This is a genomic window from Desulfoplanes sp. PS50 (assembly GCF_053851535.1).
The window spans coordinates 1-13,732 of the sequence record NZ_JBSPZA010000029.1 but is presented as its reverse complement, the minus strand read 5'-3'; the positions used below and the strand labels follow the sequence as shown (position 1 = coordinate 13,732).

Annotated in this window: 11 protein-coding genes and 1 pseudogene; 6 read left to right on the top strand and 6 right to left on the bottom strand. The window is 53.5% G+C overall.

Annotation, left to right across the window (positions count from 1 at the left end; all coding sequences use genetic code 11):
- Positions 1–115: 115 nt before the first annotated feature.
- On the top strand, positions 116–856 hold the full coding sequence (locus ACTVJH_RS12430) for a polyphenol oxidase family protein (protein ID WP_455991236.1): 741 nt from the start codon (positions 116–118) through the stop codon (positions 854–856).
- Positions 857–1,072: 216 nt separating this feature from the next.
- The gene (locus ACTVJH_RS12425; protein WP_455991234.1) at positions 1,073–1,726 is read left to right on the top strand and encodes a lactate utilization protein; all 654 of its coding nucleotides are present in this window, start codon (positions 1,073–1,075) and stop codon (positions 1,724–1,726) included.
- 53 nt (positions 1,727–1,779) lie between these two features.
- Here ACTVJH_RS12425 and ACTVJH_RS12420 read toward each other — a convergent pair whose 3' ends face one another.
- Positions 1,780–1,968: a hypothetical protein gene (locus ACTVJH_RS12420; RefSeq protein WP_455991232.1), complete on the bottom strand. Its 189-nt coding sequence runs from the start codon at positions 1,966–1,968 to the stop codon at positions 1,780–1,782.
- Positions 1,969–2,115: 147 nt separating this feature from the next.
- On the opposite strand from ACTVJH_RS12420, the gene ACTVJH_RS12415 reads away from it, so the two are divergent.
- Positions 2,116–3,006 (top strand): YitT family protein, encoded by an 891-nt coding sequence (locus tag ACTVJH_RS12415; protein ID WP_455991230.1) that lies wholly within the window; start codon positions 2,116–2,118, stop codon positions 3,004–3,006.
- Positions 3,007–3,044: 38 nt separating this feature from the next.
- On the opposite strand, the gene ACTVJH_RS12410 is transcribed toward ACTVJH_RS12415, so the two are convergent.
- Genes ACTVJH_RS12410 through htpG form a run of 4 tightly spaced genes read right to left on the bottom strand, consistent with a single transcriptional unit; the run spans position 3,045 to position 8,867 of the window.
- The gene (locus ACTVJH_RS12410; RefSeq protein WP_455991228.1) at positions 3,045–5,006 is read right to left on the bottom strand and encodes a transglutaminase family protein; all 1,962 of its coding nucleotides are present in this window, start codon (positions 5,004–5,006) and stop codon (positions 3,045–3,047) included.
- On the bottom strand, positions 5,003–5,971 hold the full coding sequence (locus ACTVJH_RS12405; RefSeq protein ID WP_455991226.1) for a DUF58 domain-containing protein: 969 nt from the start codon (positions 5,969–5,971) through the stop codon (positions 5,003–5,005). Before ACTVJH_RS12405 ends, ACTVJH_RS12410 begins: the two co-directional genes overlap by 4 nt.
- Positions 5,968–6,885 carry an AAA family ATPase gene (locus tag ACTVJH_RS12400; protein WP_455991224.1) on the bottom strand — a complete coding sequence of 306 codons (918 nt, stop codon included), beginning with the start codon at positions 6,883–6,885 and terminating at the stop codon, positions 5,968–5,970. Before ACTVJH_RS12400 ends, ACTVJH_RS12405 begins: the two co-directional genes overlap by 4 nt.
- Before the next feature lie 59 nt (positions 6,886–6,944).
- Positions 6,945–8,867 carry a molecular chaperone HtpG gene (gene htpG, locus ACTVJH_RS12395; RefSeq protein ID WP_455991222.1) on the bottom strand — a complete coding sequence of 641 codons (1,923 nt, stop codon included), beginning with the start codon at positions 8,865–8,867 and terminating at the stop codon, positions 6,945–6,947.
- Positions 8,868–9,220: 353 nt separating this feature from the next.
- Between htpG and ACTVJH_RS12390 the strand changes: the two are divergent.
- A pseudogene (locus ACTVJH_RS12390) lies at positions 9,221–9,600 on the top strand (integrase core domain-containing protein); the annotation flags it as partial.
- On the opposite strand, the gene ACTVJH_RS12385 reads toward ACTVJH_RS12390, so the two are convergent.
- Complete coding sequence (locus tag ACTVJH_RS12385) at positions 9,567–9,806, bottom strand: hypothetical protein (RefSeq protein ID WP_455991306.1); 240 nt, start codon at positions 9,804–9,806, stop codon at positions 9,567–9,569. The pseudogene ACTVJH_RS12390 and the gene ACTVJH_RS12385 sit on opposite strands and share 34 nt — an antisense overlap.
- A 265-nt stretch (positions 9,807–10,071) precedes the next feature.
- On the opposite strand from ACTVJH_RS12385, the gene ACTVJH_RS12380 reads away from it, so the two are divergent.
- Complete coding sequence (locus tag ACTVJH_RS12380; protein ID WP_455991220.1) at positions 10,072–11,616, top strand: ATP-binding protein; 1,545 nt, start codon at positions 10,072–10,074, stop codon at positions 11,614–11,616.
- A gap of 161 nt (positions 11,617–11,777) precedes the next feature.
- Positions 11,778–13,313, top strand: coding sequence for an ATP-binding protein (locus ACTVJH_RS12375; protein ID WP_455991218.1), 1,536 nt, complete (start codon positions 11,778–11,780; stop codon positions 13,311–13,313).
- Positions 13,314–13,732: the final 419 nt, after the last annotated feature.

The following is a 13,732-nucleotide window of genomic DNA, read 5'->3' as shown; positions in this document are numbered from 1 at the left end:
GACAAGACATGCCTTGTCTCTACGGATACCCGTCTCCGGTCTCCCGCCTCCCGTCTCCCTCGCTGTTACCTAAAACCTCAAACTTAAAACCTAATCACCTAACCAAGGAATCCCCATGCTTTCCTCCATCCCTTTCACCTTCCCCGATCTGCCTCATATCCGTTGCGCCTTTGGCACCCGCATGGGCGGCACCAGCACGGGGCCTTTCGCAGGAAACAACATCTCTTTCGAAGTGGGCGACGAACCCGAAACGGTTCTTGCCAACCGCAACGCATTCCGCAAGGAACTGGGATTTTCCAAGTGGTGCGAGCTCAAGCAGGTCCACGGTTGCGGCTTTATCCCCAACCCCCAACATGACGTCATTCAAGGGACCGAAGATCCCGGAGACGGGCTGTCCACCCGGGAAAAAGGGGTTGGTCTGGTGATCAAGACCGCAGATTGTCAGCCCATCCTGCTGGCCCACGCCTCAGGCAACTATGTAGCGGCCATCCATTGCGGCTGGCGAGGGAACCGGATGCTCTTCCCCCAACAGGCGGTCATCGCCTTTTGCAGTACCTACGGCATTGAACCGAAAGAGGTCCTGGCCGTTCGAGGCCCCAGCCTCAGCCCGATCAAAAGCGAGTTCACGAATTTCGATACGGAATGGGGAGAAGCGTTCACCTGCTATTTCGACCCGAAAACACAAACCATGGACCTCTGGCAGCTGACTAGAGACCAGCTCACCGAAGCGGGCCTCTTCCCGAAAAACATCTTCGCCCTGGACCTGTGCACCCACTCCATGAAAGAGTGGTTCTTCTCCTACCGCAGGAACAATACCTGCGGCAGACAGGCATCCATCATCTGGATGGAAAAATGACAGCCCCATACATCATCACCTCTTTTACCGGAAGTGCGGACATCCCGCCCGCTCCTTTACCCGAAACATACTACAAAAATGAATAACGGCTCGATTTTGCATACATATTTTTAACCTTTCAACCTGTCTTTCCCTGCGCCCTGCGAACTGCGCACTTTCTTCCTTAACCCTTGAAACCTTATACCCCTTCGACCTCAAAACCCAAGGAGTCACCCCATGAACAACCCCATCGACACCTATTGGAACATGCGCATCAAGGACACGGCCCAGGCCCTTGAAAAGAACAATTTCGAGGTCTTTATTGCCAACACAGCCAAAGATGCCAAGACCCTGGTTCTTGAGACCATCCTCCCCCAGACCGGGGCAAAGACCCTTTCCTGGGGCGGCTCCACAACCTTCAAGGACATAGGTCTCTATGATGCACTCGCAAACCGCGAAGACCTCGAGATCCTCGATACCTACGACAAGAACCTGTCCAAGGAAGCATCCTATGAACGCCGCCGTCAGGCCCTTTTAGTGGATCTCTTTGTCACCGGCAGCAACGCCATCACAGTGGACGGAACCCTGGTCAACCTGGACATGATAGGCAATCGGGTGGGCGCGCTCACCTTTGGCCCCAAAAACGTCATCGTTTTGGCCGGCAGAAATAAAATCGTCACCGATCTGGACGAGGCCATGTACCGGATCAAAAATTACGTCGCCCCGGTCAATGCCATGCGCCTGGACAAGAAAACCCCCTGCATCAAGACATCCTATTGCCAGGACTGCAAGAGCCCGGATCGCATCTGCAACACCTGGACAATCACGGAAAAGGCCTTTCCCCCCAAACGGATCAAGGTGGTCCTTGTCAACGAGGACCTGGGATTCTAATGCGGCCAAGCCGCAGTTTTAAGTTTTAGGTTTTAAGTTTTAAGTTCAAGCGGTTACAGAATTTTCTTGTTTTTTATTACAGAATATTCTGAGTAAGGTACTAATAAAGCAGGCGACATGGTACCACGCCAATTTTCCACTGAAAAAGCCCCGTCACCAAGCGGGGCTTTTTCAGACAGGAAATGTGCAACAATACTCTGAGATTCTTTCCATTTTTCTGGGTTTCCACCTTTGCTGAACACGAATGCGTCCAGGAACAGCCTGTTTGGAAAAAATCAGAATCGTCGAATGCATATTCTTATTGACAAGAATACCGGTTGATGCGATCAGCCCTCCCCCTCATCATGCAGCCTCTGCTCATTGGCAACCACCATTTACCAGGTACAATCATGCAAACCATCTCCCAGAAAGCCGCCCCGGCTTCCACCTACAGGGATATCACCTATTCCATTCCCTGGAATCTGTTTTTACTGACCACAGGTGCCTTGTTCATCGCCATAGCCATCAACGGGATCGCCATCCCGCACGGACTTGTGACCGGTGGATTTTCCGGGCTTGGCATCCTTTTATACTATTTGTTTTCAGTGATCACGCCGGGGGTATGGCTTTTTATCTTCAACATCCCGGTGTTTGCCCTGGGCTATTTCAGTATCAGCCGAAGGTTTTTCTGGTACAGCATGTACGGGGCACTCATGGTCTCGGTTTTTCTCGAACTCGTTCACCTCGCCCTGCCTGTCCAGGACAGTTTTCTCGCCGCCCTTTCCTTTGGATGTGTCAGCGGTCTGGGACTGGGGATCAGCTTCAGGTCTCTGGGATCGACCGGGGGAACAGACATCATCGCCATCTGGCTGAATCAAAAATTCGGTCTTCGCATCGGCCAGATCGGATTCATGACCAATGCGCTGGTTTTTGCGGCCGCCTTTGCCACCCTTGAAACAGACAAGGTCCTCTATTCCCTGACCGCGGTGTTTATCTCGGCGCAGATCACTGACTATATCCTGAGCCTGTTCAACCAGCGAAAAATGGTGCTCATCATTTCGTCAAAGCCCGACGAGATTGTCAAACTGGTCAACAACCGCCTCCGCCGGGGCGCAACCATTTTGTACGGCCGCGGGGCCTACTCCCACAGTCCCAGAAAGGTCATCCTCACGGTGGTGAATACCCTGCAGCTCAAGGATGTGGAGGAACTCGTCTTTTCCGTGGACCCCAGCGCCTTTGTCATCTTTGAAAACACCTTGAACGTCATTGGCAAGGGATTTTCCAAACGCAAGATCTATTGACCCGATATCCGGCCAGGGGCTGATTTCGGATCAAACAATCATCGCTTTTTCACCCGCTTGAAGATTCTGACGCTTTCCCTGAATGCCCGCAGATCCCGTTCATACTCCGGGCCTTGCGGACGATAACGCAGGGACACGTACAGATCCCGGATCACCCGGATTTCCTCTGCCCTTTCCGGAATTTTCTCCATCAGATCGGTCAGGTACGTCACCGGAGGAAGTCCCTTTTCGTTGGGCCACGCCGATGTCTTCTTCAAAAAGCGTGCATAGATTACCGAGACCCTGTCTGTGGCCGTGCGCACGGGTCTTCCCAGATAGAGAAGCAGTCCCGCGCCGAATCCGAGTACCGCCATCAGGCTGAGGATGATTCCCGTGGAGATCCCCTTCCAGGTCCGGGCGAGGCCCAGAAATTCCAGCAGCTTTTTTTGCCGCCCGGCACTGTAATCAAGGACCCATTGATTCCAGACATTGTTCAAGGCGTCCCAATTGAGCCGCACCTGGTCCAGAACCCAGCGGACGGGACCCAGGGCCGGAGCCTCGAAGATGGTCCCCACCTCCCGGGCGGCAACGGCACCGGCTCCCTGATCGATGCGCAGGGGCGATACCGCTGACGTGGGATCGATACGCGTCCACCCCTCATCATCCAGCCAGACCTCGGACCAGGCATGGGCATCTGACTGACGAACGATCATGTAATCGCCCACCGGGTTCATCTCCCCGCCCTGATACCCCACAACCACCCGGGCCGGGATACCGGCAGCGCGCATCAAAAAGGTGAATGCCGAGGCGTAATGTTCGCAATACCCCTTGCGCACATTGAACAAAAAGTCCTCCACCGGGTCATCCATGGCCAGAAGAGGGGGATGTAAGGTATAAGAGAAGTCATTGGTCCTGAAGTAGGAAAGGGCCGTGTCCACGATCTCCCTGGCAGAGCGGGATGACTTTCGCCACGAAAGGGCCAGATCCCATGCCTGTTTTCCTCCATACGGCGGCAGCTCGACCATAGAATCTAGATCTCCGGCCATCTTGTTCGGGCAGTCGAGACATGAAACCAGTGGGTAACGGACCCGTTTGGAAATCTTGACCGGAGCCTTCAGGGTCAGATCTTGGGACCGGGTCACTGTCAGGGGAGCCGTAGTGGGCAGATCGAGTGCAAACATAAAGGTCCTCTCCGAAGGCTCGGCCGTGACCGTGTATCTGACGGGATCAGCCGCTTGCACGTCCCACTTTTTGAGATCCCGGACATCCCCCTGGGTCCACTCTCGGCCGTCGAACCGGGAGAGCACAAGGGTTCGCCAGTACAATGATCCTCGTGGAGGAACCCGGTCCTCCTCGAAGCTGACCCGAAAGGCTATGGCCCGGGACAGGGCCAAGGCGCTGATCCGCCCCGGGGACATGGAGTCGGAAAGCCCGGTCACGCCTGCGGCCTGCTGATTCTGAAATCCCCATAAGCTCCCTGAAAGACGCGGGAAAAGCAGAAAAAGGACCAGGGCCAGGGGCAATGCCTGACCAAGAAGGACACAGCTCGTTTTGAAATGCGTTCCGGTCCTGCCATGCTCATCGTTGATCCGGATCTGGATCATGGATGCCAGGACGACGCAGACTACCATATATCCGGCCATGGCCAACGACTGGGAATAAAGGACATTGGTCAGGGTCAGAAAATAGGCCAGAAAGATGATGACCATCCTGTCCCGATCACTCCGTGTCTCCAAAGGTTTCAAGGCGAGCATGAGCGAGAGAAGCCCCACCCCTGCCTCCCTGCCAAGGGAACCGGCGAAACTGAAGGCCGCACCCACCGTGCACACAAGGGCCAGGACAATGACCACCACTCGCGGAAGGGGCCCTCTCCCCCTGCGACGGATAGTAAAGGCCCCTTCCCAGGACAGAACGCAGAACAAACTGATCCAGACAGGAACCCGAACCACATGGGGGGCGAAAACAACGGCCAAAAGAACCAGCAACAGATCATCGACCTGGAGATACACACGCTTTTTCATCTCGCACCCCCTGTGCCCATACCGTATCCGGCAAGACGCATCAGGCAGCGATATCGATGCTTGGCCCCTCGGTCCACGTCAGAGACATATCCGGGAAGTTCCAGCCAATAGGGAACCCCCCGTGCGTCGGCGGCCAGAACCATGGCGCAGAGCATGGAAAGGCGTTCTTCATCTGTACCCCGGGCATCCTCAAAGCGAATGCCCACATGCCGCCTGCTCCCGGTGACGAACTCCTTGGTCAGAATACCCGCCCCCCGGGAGGATGATTTCCAGGCAATGCGCTGCATACGATCCCCTGGAACATACTCTCTAAGCCCTGCGAAATCATCGCTTCCGGTCCGCCTCCCTGAACCGTCATCGCGACTCGAATCCCCGGCCGTCTCCCTGGAGATCAGGGAAACAGCCCCGGATGGTTCCGGGAAGACCGCACAGGTTTTCGCAACCGATACATTGGACCAGGCCCGAAAAAGCCCCAGAGGATAGCTCGTGTGCACGACAAGTTGAGGCAGGGGCCATATGCCACGTGGTTTTGCACTGCCAGCGACAGGAAGAGTCCTGGTCGCTTTCGGGTCGATACATACTGCATTGCCGGCGAAAGACTCGCCACGAAGGGAAATCCGGATGTTCCTCAAGGACCTGGATGGTGAGCTGCACTGCACAGTTACAACCAGGGGATTGCCGGCAAAGGTTTCTCTGGTCGTTATTCGCGTGATCACGAGTCCGCGAAGGTTCACATAGGTGTGGAATATGGAGACAAATCCCATGCCTGCCAGAAGAAATGTCAAAAAGAAGCCGAGATTGTTGGTGTAATTGATGGAGCCTACGAGCAGGGCGAGAAGCAGGAGGGCGAACAACAACCCGAATTTGGTGGGCAGGATGAAGATGCGTTTTCTGTTGAGGACAACGGGCAACTCAGCCCTTGCCCGTTTGGCAAAAAATCGGCGCACAGGCGGAGGAGATTTCATATGGGAACCAAAACGGCGTTGAGAAGTTCGGTCACGTCTTCGGTCCGGACAACACCGTGGGCCGCTGCCGGGGCCAGCCTGTGAGTGACCACAAAGTAAAAGACCTCGTGGATATCCTCGGGTATGACGTAATCCCTTCCCTCGCCAAAGGCCCAGGACTTGGCCCCCCGCAGCAGGGCCAGACCGGCACGGGGAGAGAGACCGGCCAAAAAAAGATCACTGGCCCGGGAGACCTCCATGATGGTCTGGATGTATTCAAGCAGGATGTCCGAGACATGGACCTTTGCTACCTGTTGCTGCAGATCCACAAGGGTGTGTGCGTCCATGACCGGTTTGAGATCTGCAGGACCAGGCCCCAGAGAATCGTTTCGAAGCATGAAACGTTCCGCCTCGGGATCGGGGTAGCCCATGGCCAGGCGAAAAAGGAACCGGTCCTTCTGGGATTCGGGCAGGGCAAAGGTGCCTGCCTGTTCCAGGGGGTTTTGAGTGGCAATGACGAAAAAGGGTTCCTCAAGGGGGCGGGTGGTCCCTTCCACGGTTATCTGCCGCTCCTCCATGGCCTCGAGAAGTGCGCTCTGGGTCTTGGGCGTGGCCCGATTGATCTCGTCGGCCAGCAGCACCTGGGTGAACACGGGTCCGGGATGAAAGGTGAACAGCCCGGCATTCTGCTCGTACACGGAAACCCCGAGAAGATCCCCGGGGAGCAGATCGGAGGTGAATTGGACCCTGGAAAAATCAAGGCCCAGCACTCGGGCCAGACAATGGGCCAGGGTGGTCTTGCCGATACCCGGCAGATCCTCGATGAGCAGATGGCCCCGGGCCAGAAAGCAGGTCAGTGCCAGCCTGATCTGTGCCCGCTTGCCCAGGACCACCTTGCTGATTTCATCCACGGCCAAAGCCAGGATTGGGTGCATGACGCCCTTTTTTCCTTGACGCCCCCGGACGATGACAATCGTCCGGGGGCATCCTGAAACTAGACCTTTTTGACTTCCTTGTACCAGCCGCTGGACTGTTCAAGCAACTCGTTGATCCGGTTGACCATCTTGTGCGGATCGGAAAGATATCCTTCCAGAAGCAGGGAGGATTCATAAAGCTGCTCGATGCAGGTAGTCAGGTAGGGATCGTCCGTGTCGGCATGAAAAATGGCGATCATGTTCCTGACCAGGGGATGGTCTCCATTGATCTCCATGACCTTGGTGGGCACGGAATCCTCCTTGTCTCCCCCGCCCACAAGACGCATGATCTTCTGCATGTGCGAGCTCATGGTCCCGTCGGGGCTGACCAGACAGGCCGGGCTCGATGTCAGCCGGCTCGAAAGACGCACCTCGGTGATCTTCTCACCCAGGGTGTCCTTGATCTTCTTCAGGAGTTCGTCCAGGGACTCGGATTCGTCCTTGGACAATTCCTCAACAGGCTGTTCGTCATCCGCGGTGGTGTCGGCAAAATCATCCAGGCTCTTGAGGTCGGCGGTTTCAGCGGCCTTGAGCTTGAATTTTTCAAACTCACCCACGGCCTCCAGAGCGAATTCGTCAATGGGTTCGTACAGATAGAGCACCTCGACCCCCTTTTTCTTGAAAATCTCGAAATGGGGATTGAGTTCCACCGCCTCCCTGCTCTGACCGGAAATGTAATAGATCTCCTTCTGCCCTTCCCGGGCCCTGGAGATGTAGTCGGCCAGGGAGGTGAGTTCGTCCTTGTTCTCGTGAATGGAGGAGTTGAACCGAAGCAGTCCGGCAAACCGGTCCTTGTGGGCAAAATCCATATACCCGATCTTGAAGATCTTGGAATGCTCCTTCCAGAACTGAGCATACTTTTCAGGATCGCTCTTGGCCATCTTTTCCAGACCGGAAAGGATCTGCTTGGTGATGGTCGACTTGATCTTGGCGATGACCCGGTTTTCCTGCAGGGTTTCCCGGGAGATGTTAAGCGGCAGGTCTTCGGTATCCACGACCCCCTTGACGAACCCGAGATACTGGGGAAGCAGGTCCTTGTTTTCCTTCTGGATCAGCACCCGGCGCACATACAGATCGAGCCCGTATTTGTCCCGATCCTGATTGAAGATATCATAATCCTTTTTGGGCACGAACATGAGGGCCTTGAACTGGACCGGGGCGTCCACGGAGATGTGCAGGGTGTCCAGGGGCGGTTCGCTGTCATAGGTCAAAAATTTGTAGAACTCGTCGTACTGCTCCTGTTTGACCGAAAACTTGGGTTCCCGCCACAGGGCCGTGACCTGGTTCACGGTTTCTTCGCCCAGCTTGATGGGAAAGGAGATGAAGTTGGAATGGGTCTTGATGATATGCTTGATCCGATCCTCGGTGGCGTACTCCTTGTACTCGTCCTTGAGGTGGATCTCGATGGTCGTGCCCCGGGACAGGGACTCATCCAGGGTCTCCACATCGTAGGAACCCGTGCCGTCCGAGGTCCAACGCACCGAAGCCTCATCCTCGTTCATGGACTGGGAGGTGACCACGACCTTGTCCGCGACCATGAACACGGAATAAAATCCCACGCCGAACCGGCCGATGATGTCGCTGGCGTCCTGTTTCTCCTTGCTTTCCTTGGCCATGTTCTCGAGAAACTGCTCGGAACCGGAATGGGCAATGGTCCCCAGAAAGCGGACGATCTCGTCCCGGCTCATGCCGATCCCCGTGTCCGTGAGGGTGAGGACATGGTTTGTATCGTCGGCCGAAAGGGTGATTTCCAGGGAAAGATCCGGGTCCTTGACCGCTGTTCCCCTGCTGGTTTCGAAACGGAGCTTGTCCAAGGCGTCCGAAGCGTTTGACACCAGTTCACGCAAAAAAATCTCCCGGTTGGTGTACAGGGAGTTGGTAATGATATCCAAGAGCTTCTTGATTTCGGTTTTGAACTCGCAATGTTCCTGTGCAGCAGCCATATCTTCTCCTTATGTATACGAACTGTAATCTTCAAAGACGATCGGGCCGGGATGTGAACGTGCCCTGATCAAGCCTGAACCTGAACGGTTCACGTTGTACCCAACCGTCTCTCCATATTTCCATCACTTCCGCATGATACGAAAGCGTGAAAGTTGATAAAACCGATCCACAGGAAGTCAATACGGGAGACAAAGGAGACGGAAGAAGGGTTCGTAATCATTTGGATTGCTTGTAGATTTCACAACGTACCTCATCCTCGGCAAATGACCGGGGCTTTTTTGACAGACACATTGTGCTTGAGGTCAGCCCATGGCGAGGGTAGGCTGAGTTTGCTTATGTGAACAAGCCCCGAGTGATGCCATCATTCAGTAGACCAGCTGTCAGCAACGACAATCCCTTCTCGGAATCGTTATTCAGGACCTGCAAGTACCGTCCTGATTATCCCGAGAAGCCCTTTGAAACCTTGGAGGCCGCCCGGGAATGGGTCTCTCAATTCGTGGCCTGGTATATAACACAGTGCATCTTCACAGCGGGCTGCGGTTTGTGACCCCGGGTGATCGTCACCAGGGCCGAGATAGGCAGATATTGTACGCCCGGCATCAACTCTATCTGGCTGCTCGCAATAAACGGCCTGAACGCTGGGCTAGAGGGACCCGAAATTGGTCTGTTGTGGGTGCGGTAAAACTCAACCCCAAGGATCACAAAGAAACATCAGAACAGAAGGTCGTATAGACATCAAAAAAAGCGACAACTTCTTTGACAATTACCAGGTTGTGGAAAAACTGATGCGCATCCTGGATGAAAAAGGATAGTGAGAAGAAACGATCAGGCAGGCACGGTGAGAGCTGACGAGGCCAGCCCATAGCATTTTTTACGAAAAACAGGTTTATTTCGGGAGATGGCGTTGTGCGATTATCATCAGGACAGAATGACATCATACCAACGATCCCCGTCAGCTACGCAGACACAGAGGCACGCGTTTATCTGTTCGGGTCAAACCTGGATGATGGTGCCCAGGGTGGGGATGTGGATCTGCTTTTGAAACATTGGTCAGACAGCAGGCTGTACATCTCAGGAGTTCAGAGGCAGAGAGAACAGGCGACAGGAGATCCTGAAAAATTTTCGAAGAAATGCCCCCCTCCCTGACACGGTGGGCCCCATGGCAACCTTCCTAGCCATACCGATATTTCCCCGGAGATGATCATGAAAAAATTACCCATTGGTATCCAGACCTTTGAAAAACTCATTCAGGAAGGGTTTATCTATGTGGACAAAACCCGATTCATAACCGAACTCAATGAATCCGGAGGCGGATATTACTTTCTGTCCCGCCCGCGCCGGTTCGGCAAAAGCCTCTTTCTGAGCACCCTTGATGCCGCATTCCAGGGCAAGCGGGAGCTTTTTGACGGCCTGTCTCTCGAAAACAACTGGGACTGGGATACGGCACACCCTGTCATTCACATCAGTTTCGGGTCGGGAGTGATGCGCAGTGTGCAGGATCTAAGGATTCGTTTCGCTTCGATTCTCGAGGACCATATCGAAGCCTATGGGCTCAAAACCACCAAACAGGATCTGCGGGAGTTGTTTTTGCAGGTCATCAGGCTGCTAGAACAAACAATAGGGCAGAAGGTCGTCGTCCTCGTCGACGAATACGACAAGCCCATCCTGGACAACATACACACAACCGATCTGGCCATTGAAATCCGGGAAGAACTTAAAAATTATTATTCCGTCCTGAAGGACAGCGATCCCTATCTGCGCATGGTCTTTATCACCGGGGTATCCAAATTCAGCAAAGTTTCCCTGTTCAGCGGTCTGAACAACCTGGAAGACATTACCATGACTCCCGAGTTCTCCGATATCTGTGGCTACACGCAAAAGGAGCTCGAGGATGTCTTCGCGGATTATCTCGCCGGTCATGACCTGAATGAAGTTCGCACCTGGTACAATGGGTACAACTGGCTCGGGAAGAAGGTATACAATCCTTTTGATATTCTGCTGTTCTTCAAAAAGAAGACCTTTGCCAGTTATTGGTTTGAAACCGGCACGCCTTCTTTTTTGATCCAGCTTTTACGACAGGGCCGCTATCTGATCCCGGAAATCGAGCAGATCGAGGCCGGGGAGGAGATTGTCGGCAGTTTCGAAATCGAAGACATCGCCGTCGAGACCCTGCTTTTCCAAACTGGATATCTCACCCTCACGGGCTTTAAGCAGACGGGAGCATTCCGCCAATACAGCCTTGGCTTTCCTAATCTGGAAGTCAAAACCAGTTTGACCAATTCCATCCTGATAGACTTCTGCAAGGACAGGCTGGCAAAATTCCGAAATCAGTCCAGGCTGCTGGAAGCCCTTCAGGCAAATGACCTGGACAGGATAAAAGAAGCTTTTCACGCTTTTTTCGCCTCCATCCCCAGCGAGTGGTATAAAAAGAATCAGACTGCCGGGTACGAGGCCTATTACGCATCCATCGTGTATTGCTATTTCGCGGCCACGGGAGTCGATGTCCGGCCCGAAGTCCACGCAAACAAGGGACGGATGGACCTGGTGGTCCGGTTCGAGGACCGAATCTATCTGATCGAATTCAAGGTCATCGAACAGGCAGGTGAGGGCAAGGCTTTGGAGCAGATCAAAACCAAAGGCTATGCTGAACAGTTTGCAGGACAGGAGGTCTATCTGATCGGGGTGGAGTTTTCCAGTGAGGAACGAAATATCGTTCGGTTTGAATGGGAACGACAGGGGCAAGAGTAGATGCCTGTACATCGCTTATGTTTGGGCCCCAATCCCCCAGATATCACAAAGCGCATCCCCCGGCCAAACCGGTTTTCTCATGCCCAAACTATTCCTTGAGATCCCGGCCTGCCGTAACTATTTCATGTAGCAAGCAGCCCCGTAACATTCCGGAGATGATCATGAAAAAATTACCCATTGGTATCCAGACCTTTGAAAAGCTGATCCAGGAAGGTTTTGCCTATGTGGATAAAACCCGGTTTGTCGCGGACCTGAGCAAAGCCGGAGGCGGGTATTATTTTCTGTCCCGCCCGCGCCGGTTCGGCAAAAGCCTCTTTCTGAGCACGCTTAAAGCCGCTTTTGAAGGTAAACGGGATCTCTTTAGAGGACTCTATCTGGAAGACAACTGGGACTGGGAGCAGGCGAATCCCGTCGTTCATATCAGTTTCGGCGCAGGAGTGATGCGTTCGCTGGAGGAATTGCAGACAACCTTCGAAGAAATCCTCTACGATCATGCCATCGTACACGGTATCGAATATGCGAAAAAAAGCCTGAAGGGAAGATTTGCTGAACTTATCGCAACCTTGCACGCAGTCACCGGACAAAAGGTCGTCGTGCTCATTGACGAGTACGACAAGCCCATCCTGGATAATATCGACAAAACCGATCTGGCCGTTGAAATCCGGGAAGAACTCAAAAATTATTATTCCGTCCTGAAAGACAGTGACCCCTATCTGCGCATGGTCTTTATCACCGGGGTATCCAAATTTAGCAAAGTTTCCCTGTTCAGCGGTCTGAACAACCTCAAGGATATTACCCTGGATAAACGATATTCAACTCTTTGCGGCTATACCCAGCAGGAACTTGAGAAGGTATTTGCCGCGTACCTGGAGGATGTCAATCTTGACACCGTCAAAACATGGTACAACGGCTATAACTGGCTGGGAGAAAAGGTCTATAACCCTTTTGATGTCCTCCTCTATTTAGATAGCAAACAGTTTTCCAACTACTGGTTCGAGAGCGCCACGCCGACATTCCTGCTCAAGCTTCTGCTTGCCGGAAAATACCTAGTGCCGGAATTAAACAACCTGCAGGTGGGGGAAAATCTCCTTGGAAGCTTTGATGTCGAGCATATCGAAGTGGAAACCCTGCTCTTCCAGACCGGATACCTGACCATCAAAAATCTCGAAATTCTTGGCGGAATGCGGCGGTACACCCTTGGCTATCCCAACCAGGAAGTTCGTCAGAGCCTGGCCGATTACATCCTGAGGTATTTTACCAGGGCGGCCGTCGCGCAACAGCGCAACGCCTTTTCCCTGTACGAAATTCTGCAAGCCAATGATCTCAAAGGACTTGGCAGACTCTTCCACGCTTTTTTCGCCTCCATCCCCAGCGAGTGGTATAAAAAGAATCAGACTGCCGGGTACGAGGCCTATTACGCATCCATCGTGTATTGCTATTTCGCGGCCACGGGAGTCGATGTCCGTCCCGAAGTCCACGCAAACAAGGGACGGATGGACCTGGTGGTCCGGTTCGAGGACCGAATCTATCTGATCGAATTCAAGGTCATCGAACAGGCAGGTGAGGGCAAGGCTTTGGAGCAGATCAAAACCAAAGGCTATGCTGAACAGTTTGCAGGACAGGAGGTCTATCTGATCGGGGTGGAGTTTTCCAGTGAGGAACGAAATATCGTTCGGTTTGAATGGGTAAGAAAGTGACAAAGAAACTCGACGGGCATAGGCCCCTTGTGTCAGAGAAACCCAACAAGAACCGAGAAACATACCCCCTTTGTCAGGGAAGTTGTCGGCCGTACTACCTGCCATGCCAACCTGATCATCAGTGACCGCTCAACAACTTTCAAGGCATGACAAACGGCCTGGAGAGTTAGCATCAGAGCAAAACAGCAAGGTAGAGGACTGGCCCTTCCCCTTTTTCAGCGGGCAACACAAAAACCTCGGCAGCCAAACGTTTTTCCTGTTCAGCCAACGGAGACTCTCCTAATTTTTTTCGAGACGTCTAGTTCGTCCAGCACAGGCCATCTCAGAGGGTCGAAAAAACCTGTGTTATAGTACGGGCCATGGCAACGATGAACAAAAAAAGTGTTCGCGAAGAAGTGGATCGCGTAAAACAGGAGTTC

Coding starts and splice junctions, on each gene's coding strand:
- ACTVJH_RS12425 (WP_455991234.1), top strand. CDS start 1,073: ATGAACAACCCCATCGACACCTATTGGAACATGCGCATCAAGGACACG.
- ACTVJH_RS12400 (WP_455991224.1), bottom strand. CDS start 6,885: ATGCACCCAATCCTGGCTTTGGCCGTGGATGAAATCAGCAAGGTGGTC.
- ACTVJH_RS12415 (WP_455991230.1), top strand. CDS start 2,116: ATGCAAACCATCTCCCAGAAAGCCGCCCCGGCTTCCACCTACAGGGAT.
- ACTVJH_RS12430 (WP_455991236.1), top strand. CDS start 116: ATGCTTTCCTCCATCCCTTTCACCTTCCCCGATCTGCCTCATATCCGT.
- htpG (WP_455991222.1), bottom strand. CDS start 8,867: ATGGCTGCTGCACAGGAACATTGCGAGTTCAAAACCGAAATCAAGAAG.
- ACTVJH_RS12385 (WP_455991306.1), bottom strand. CDS start 9,806: ATGATGTCATTCTGTCCTGATGATAATCGCACAACGCCATCTCCCGAA.
- ACTVJH_RS12375 (WP_455991218.1), top strand. CDS start 11,778: ATGAAAAAATTACCCATTGGTATCCAGACCTTTGAAAAGCTGATCCAG.
- ACTVJH_RS12405 (WP_455991226.1), bottom strand. CDS start 5,971: ATGAAATCTCCTCCGCCTGTGCGCCGATTTTTTGCCAAACGGGCAAGG.
- ACTVJH_RS12410 (WP_455991228.1), bottom strand. CDS start 5,006: ATGAAAAAGCGTGTGTATCTCCAGGTCGATGATCTGTTGCTGGTTCTT.
- ACTVJH_RS12380 (WP_455991220.1), top strand. CDS start 10,072: ATGAAAAAATTACCCATTGGTATCCAGACCTTTGAAAAACTCATTCAG.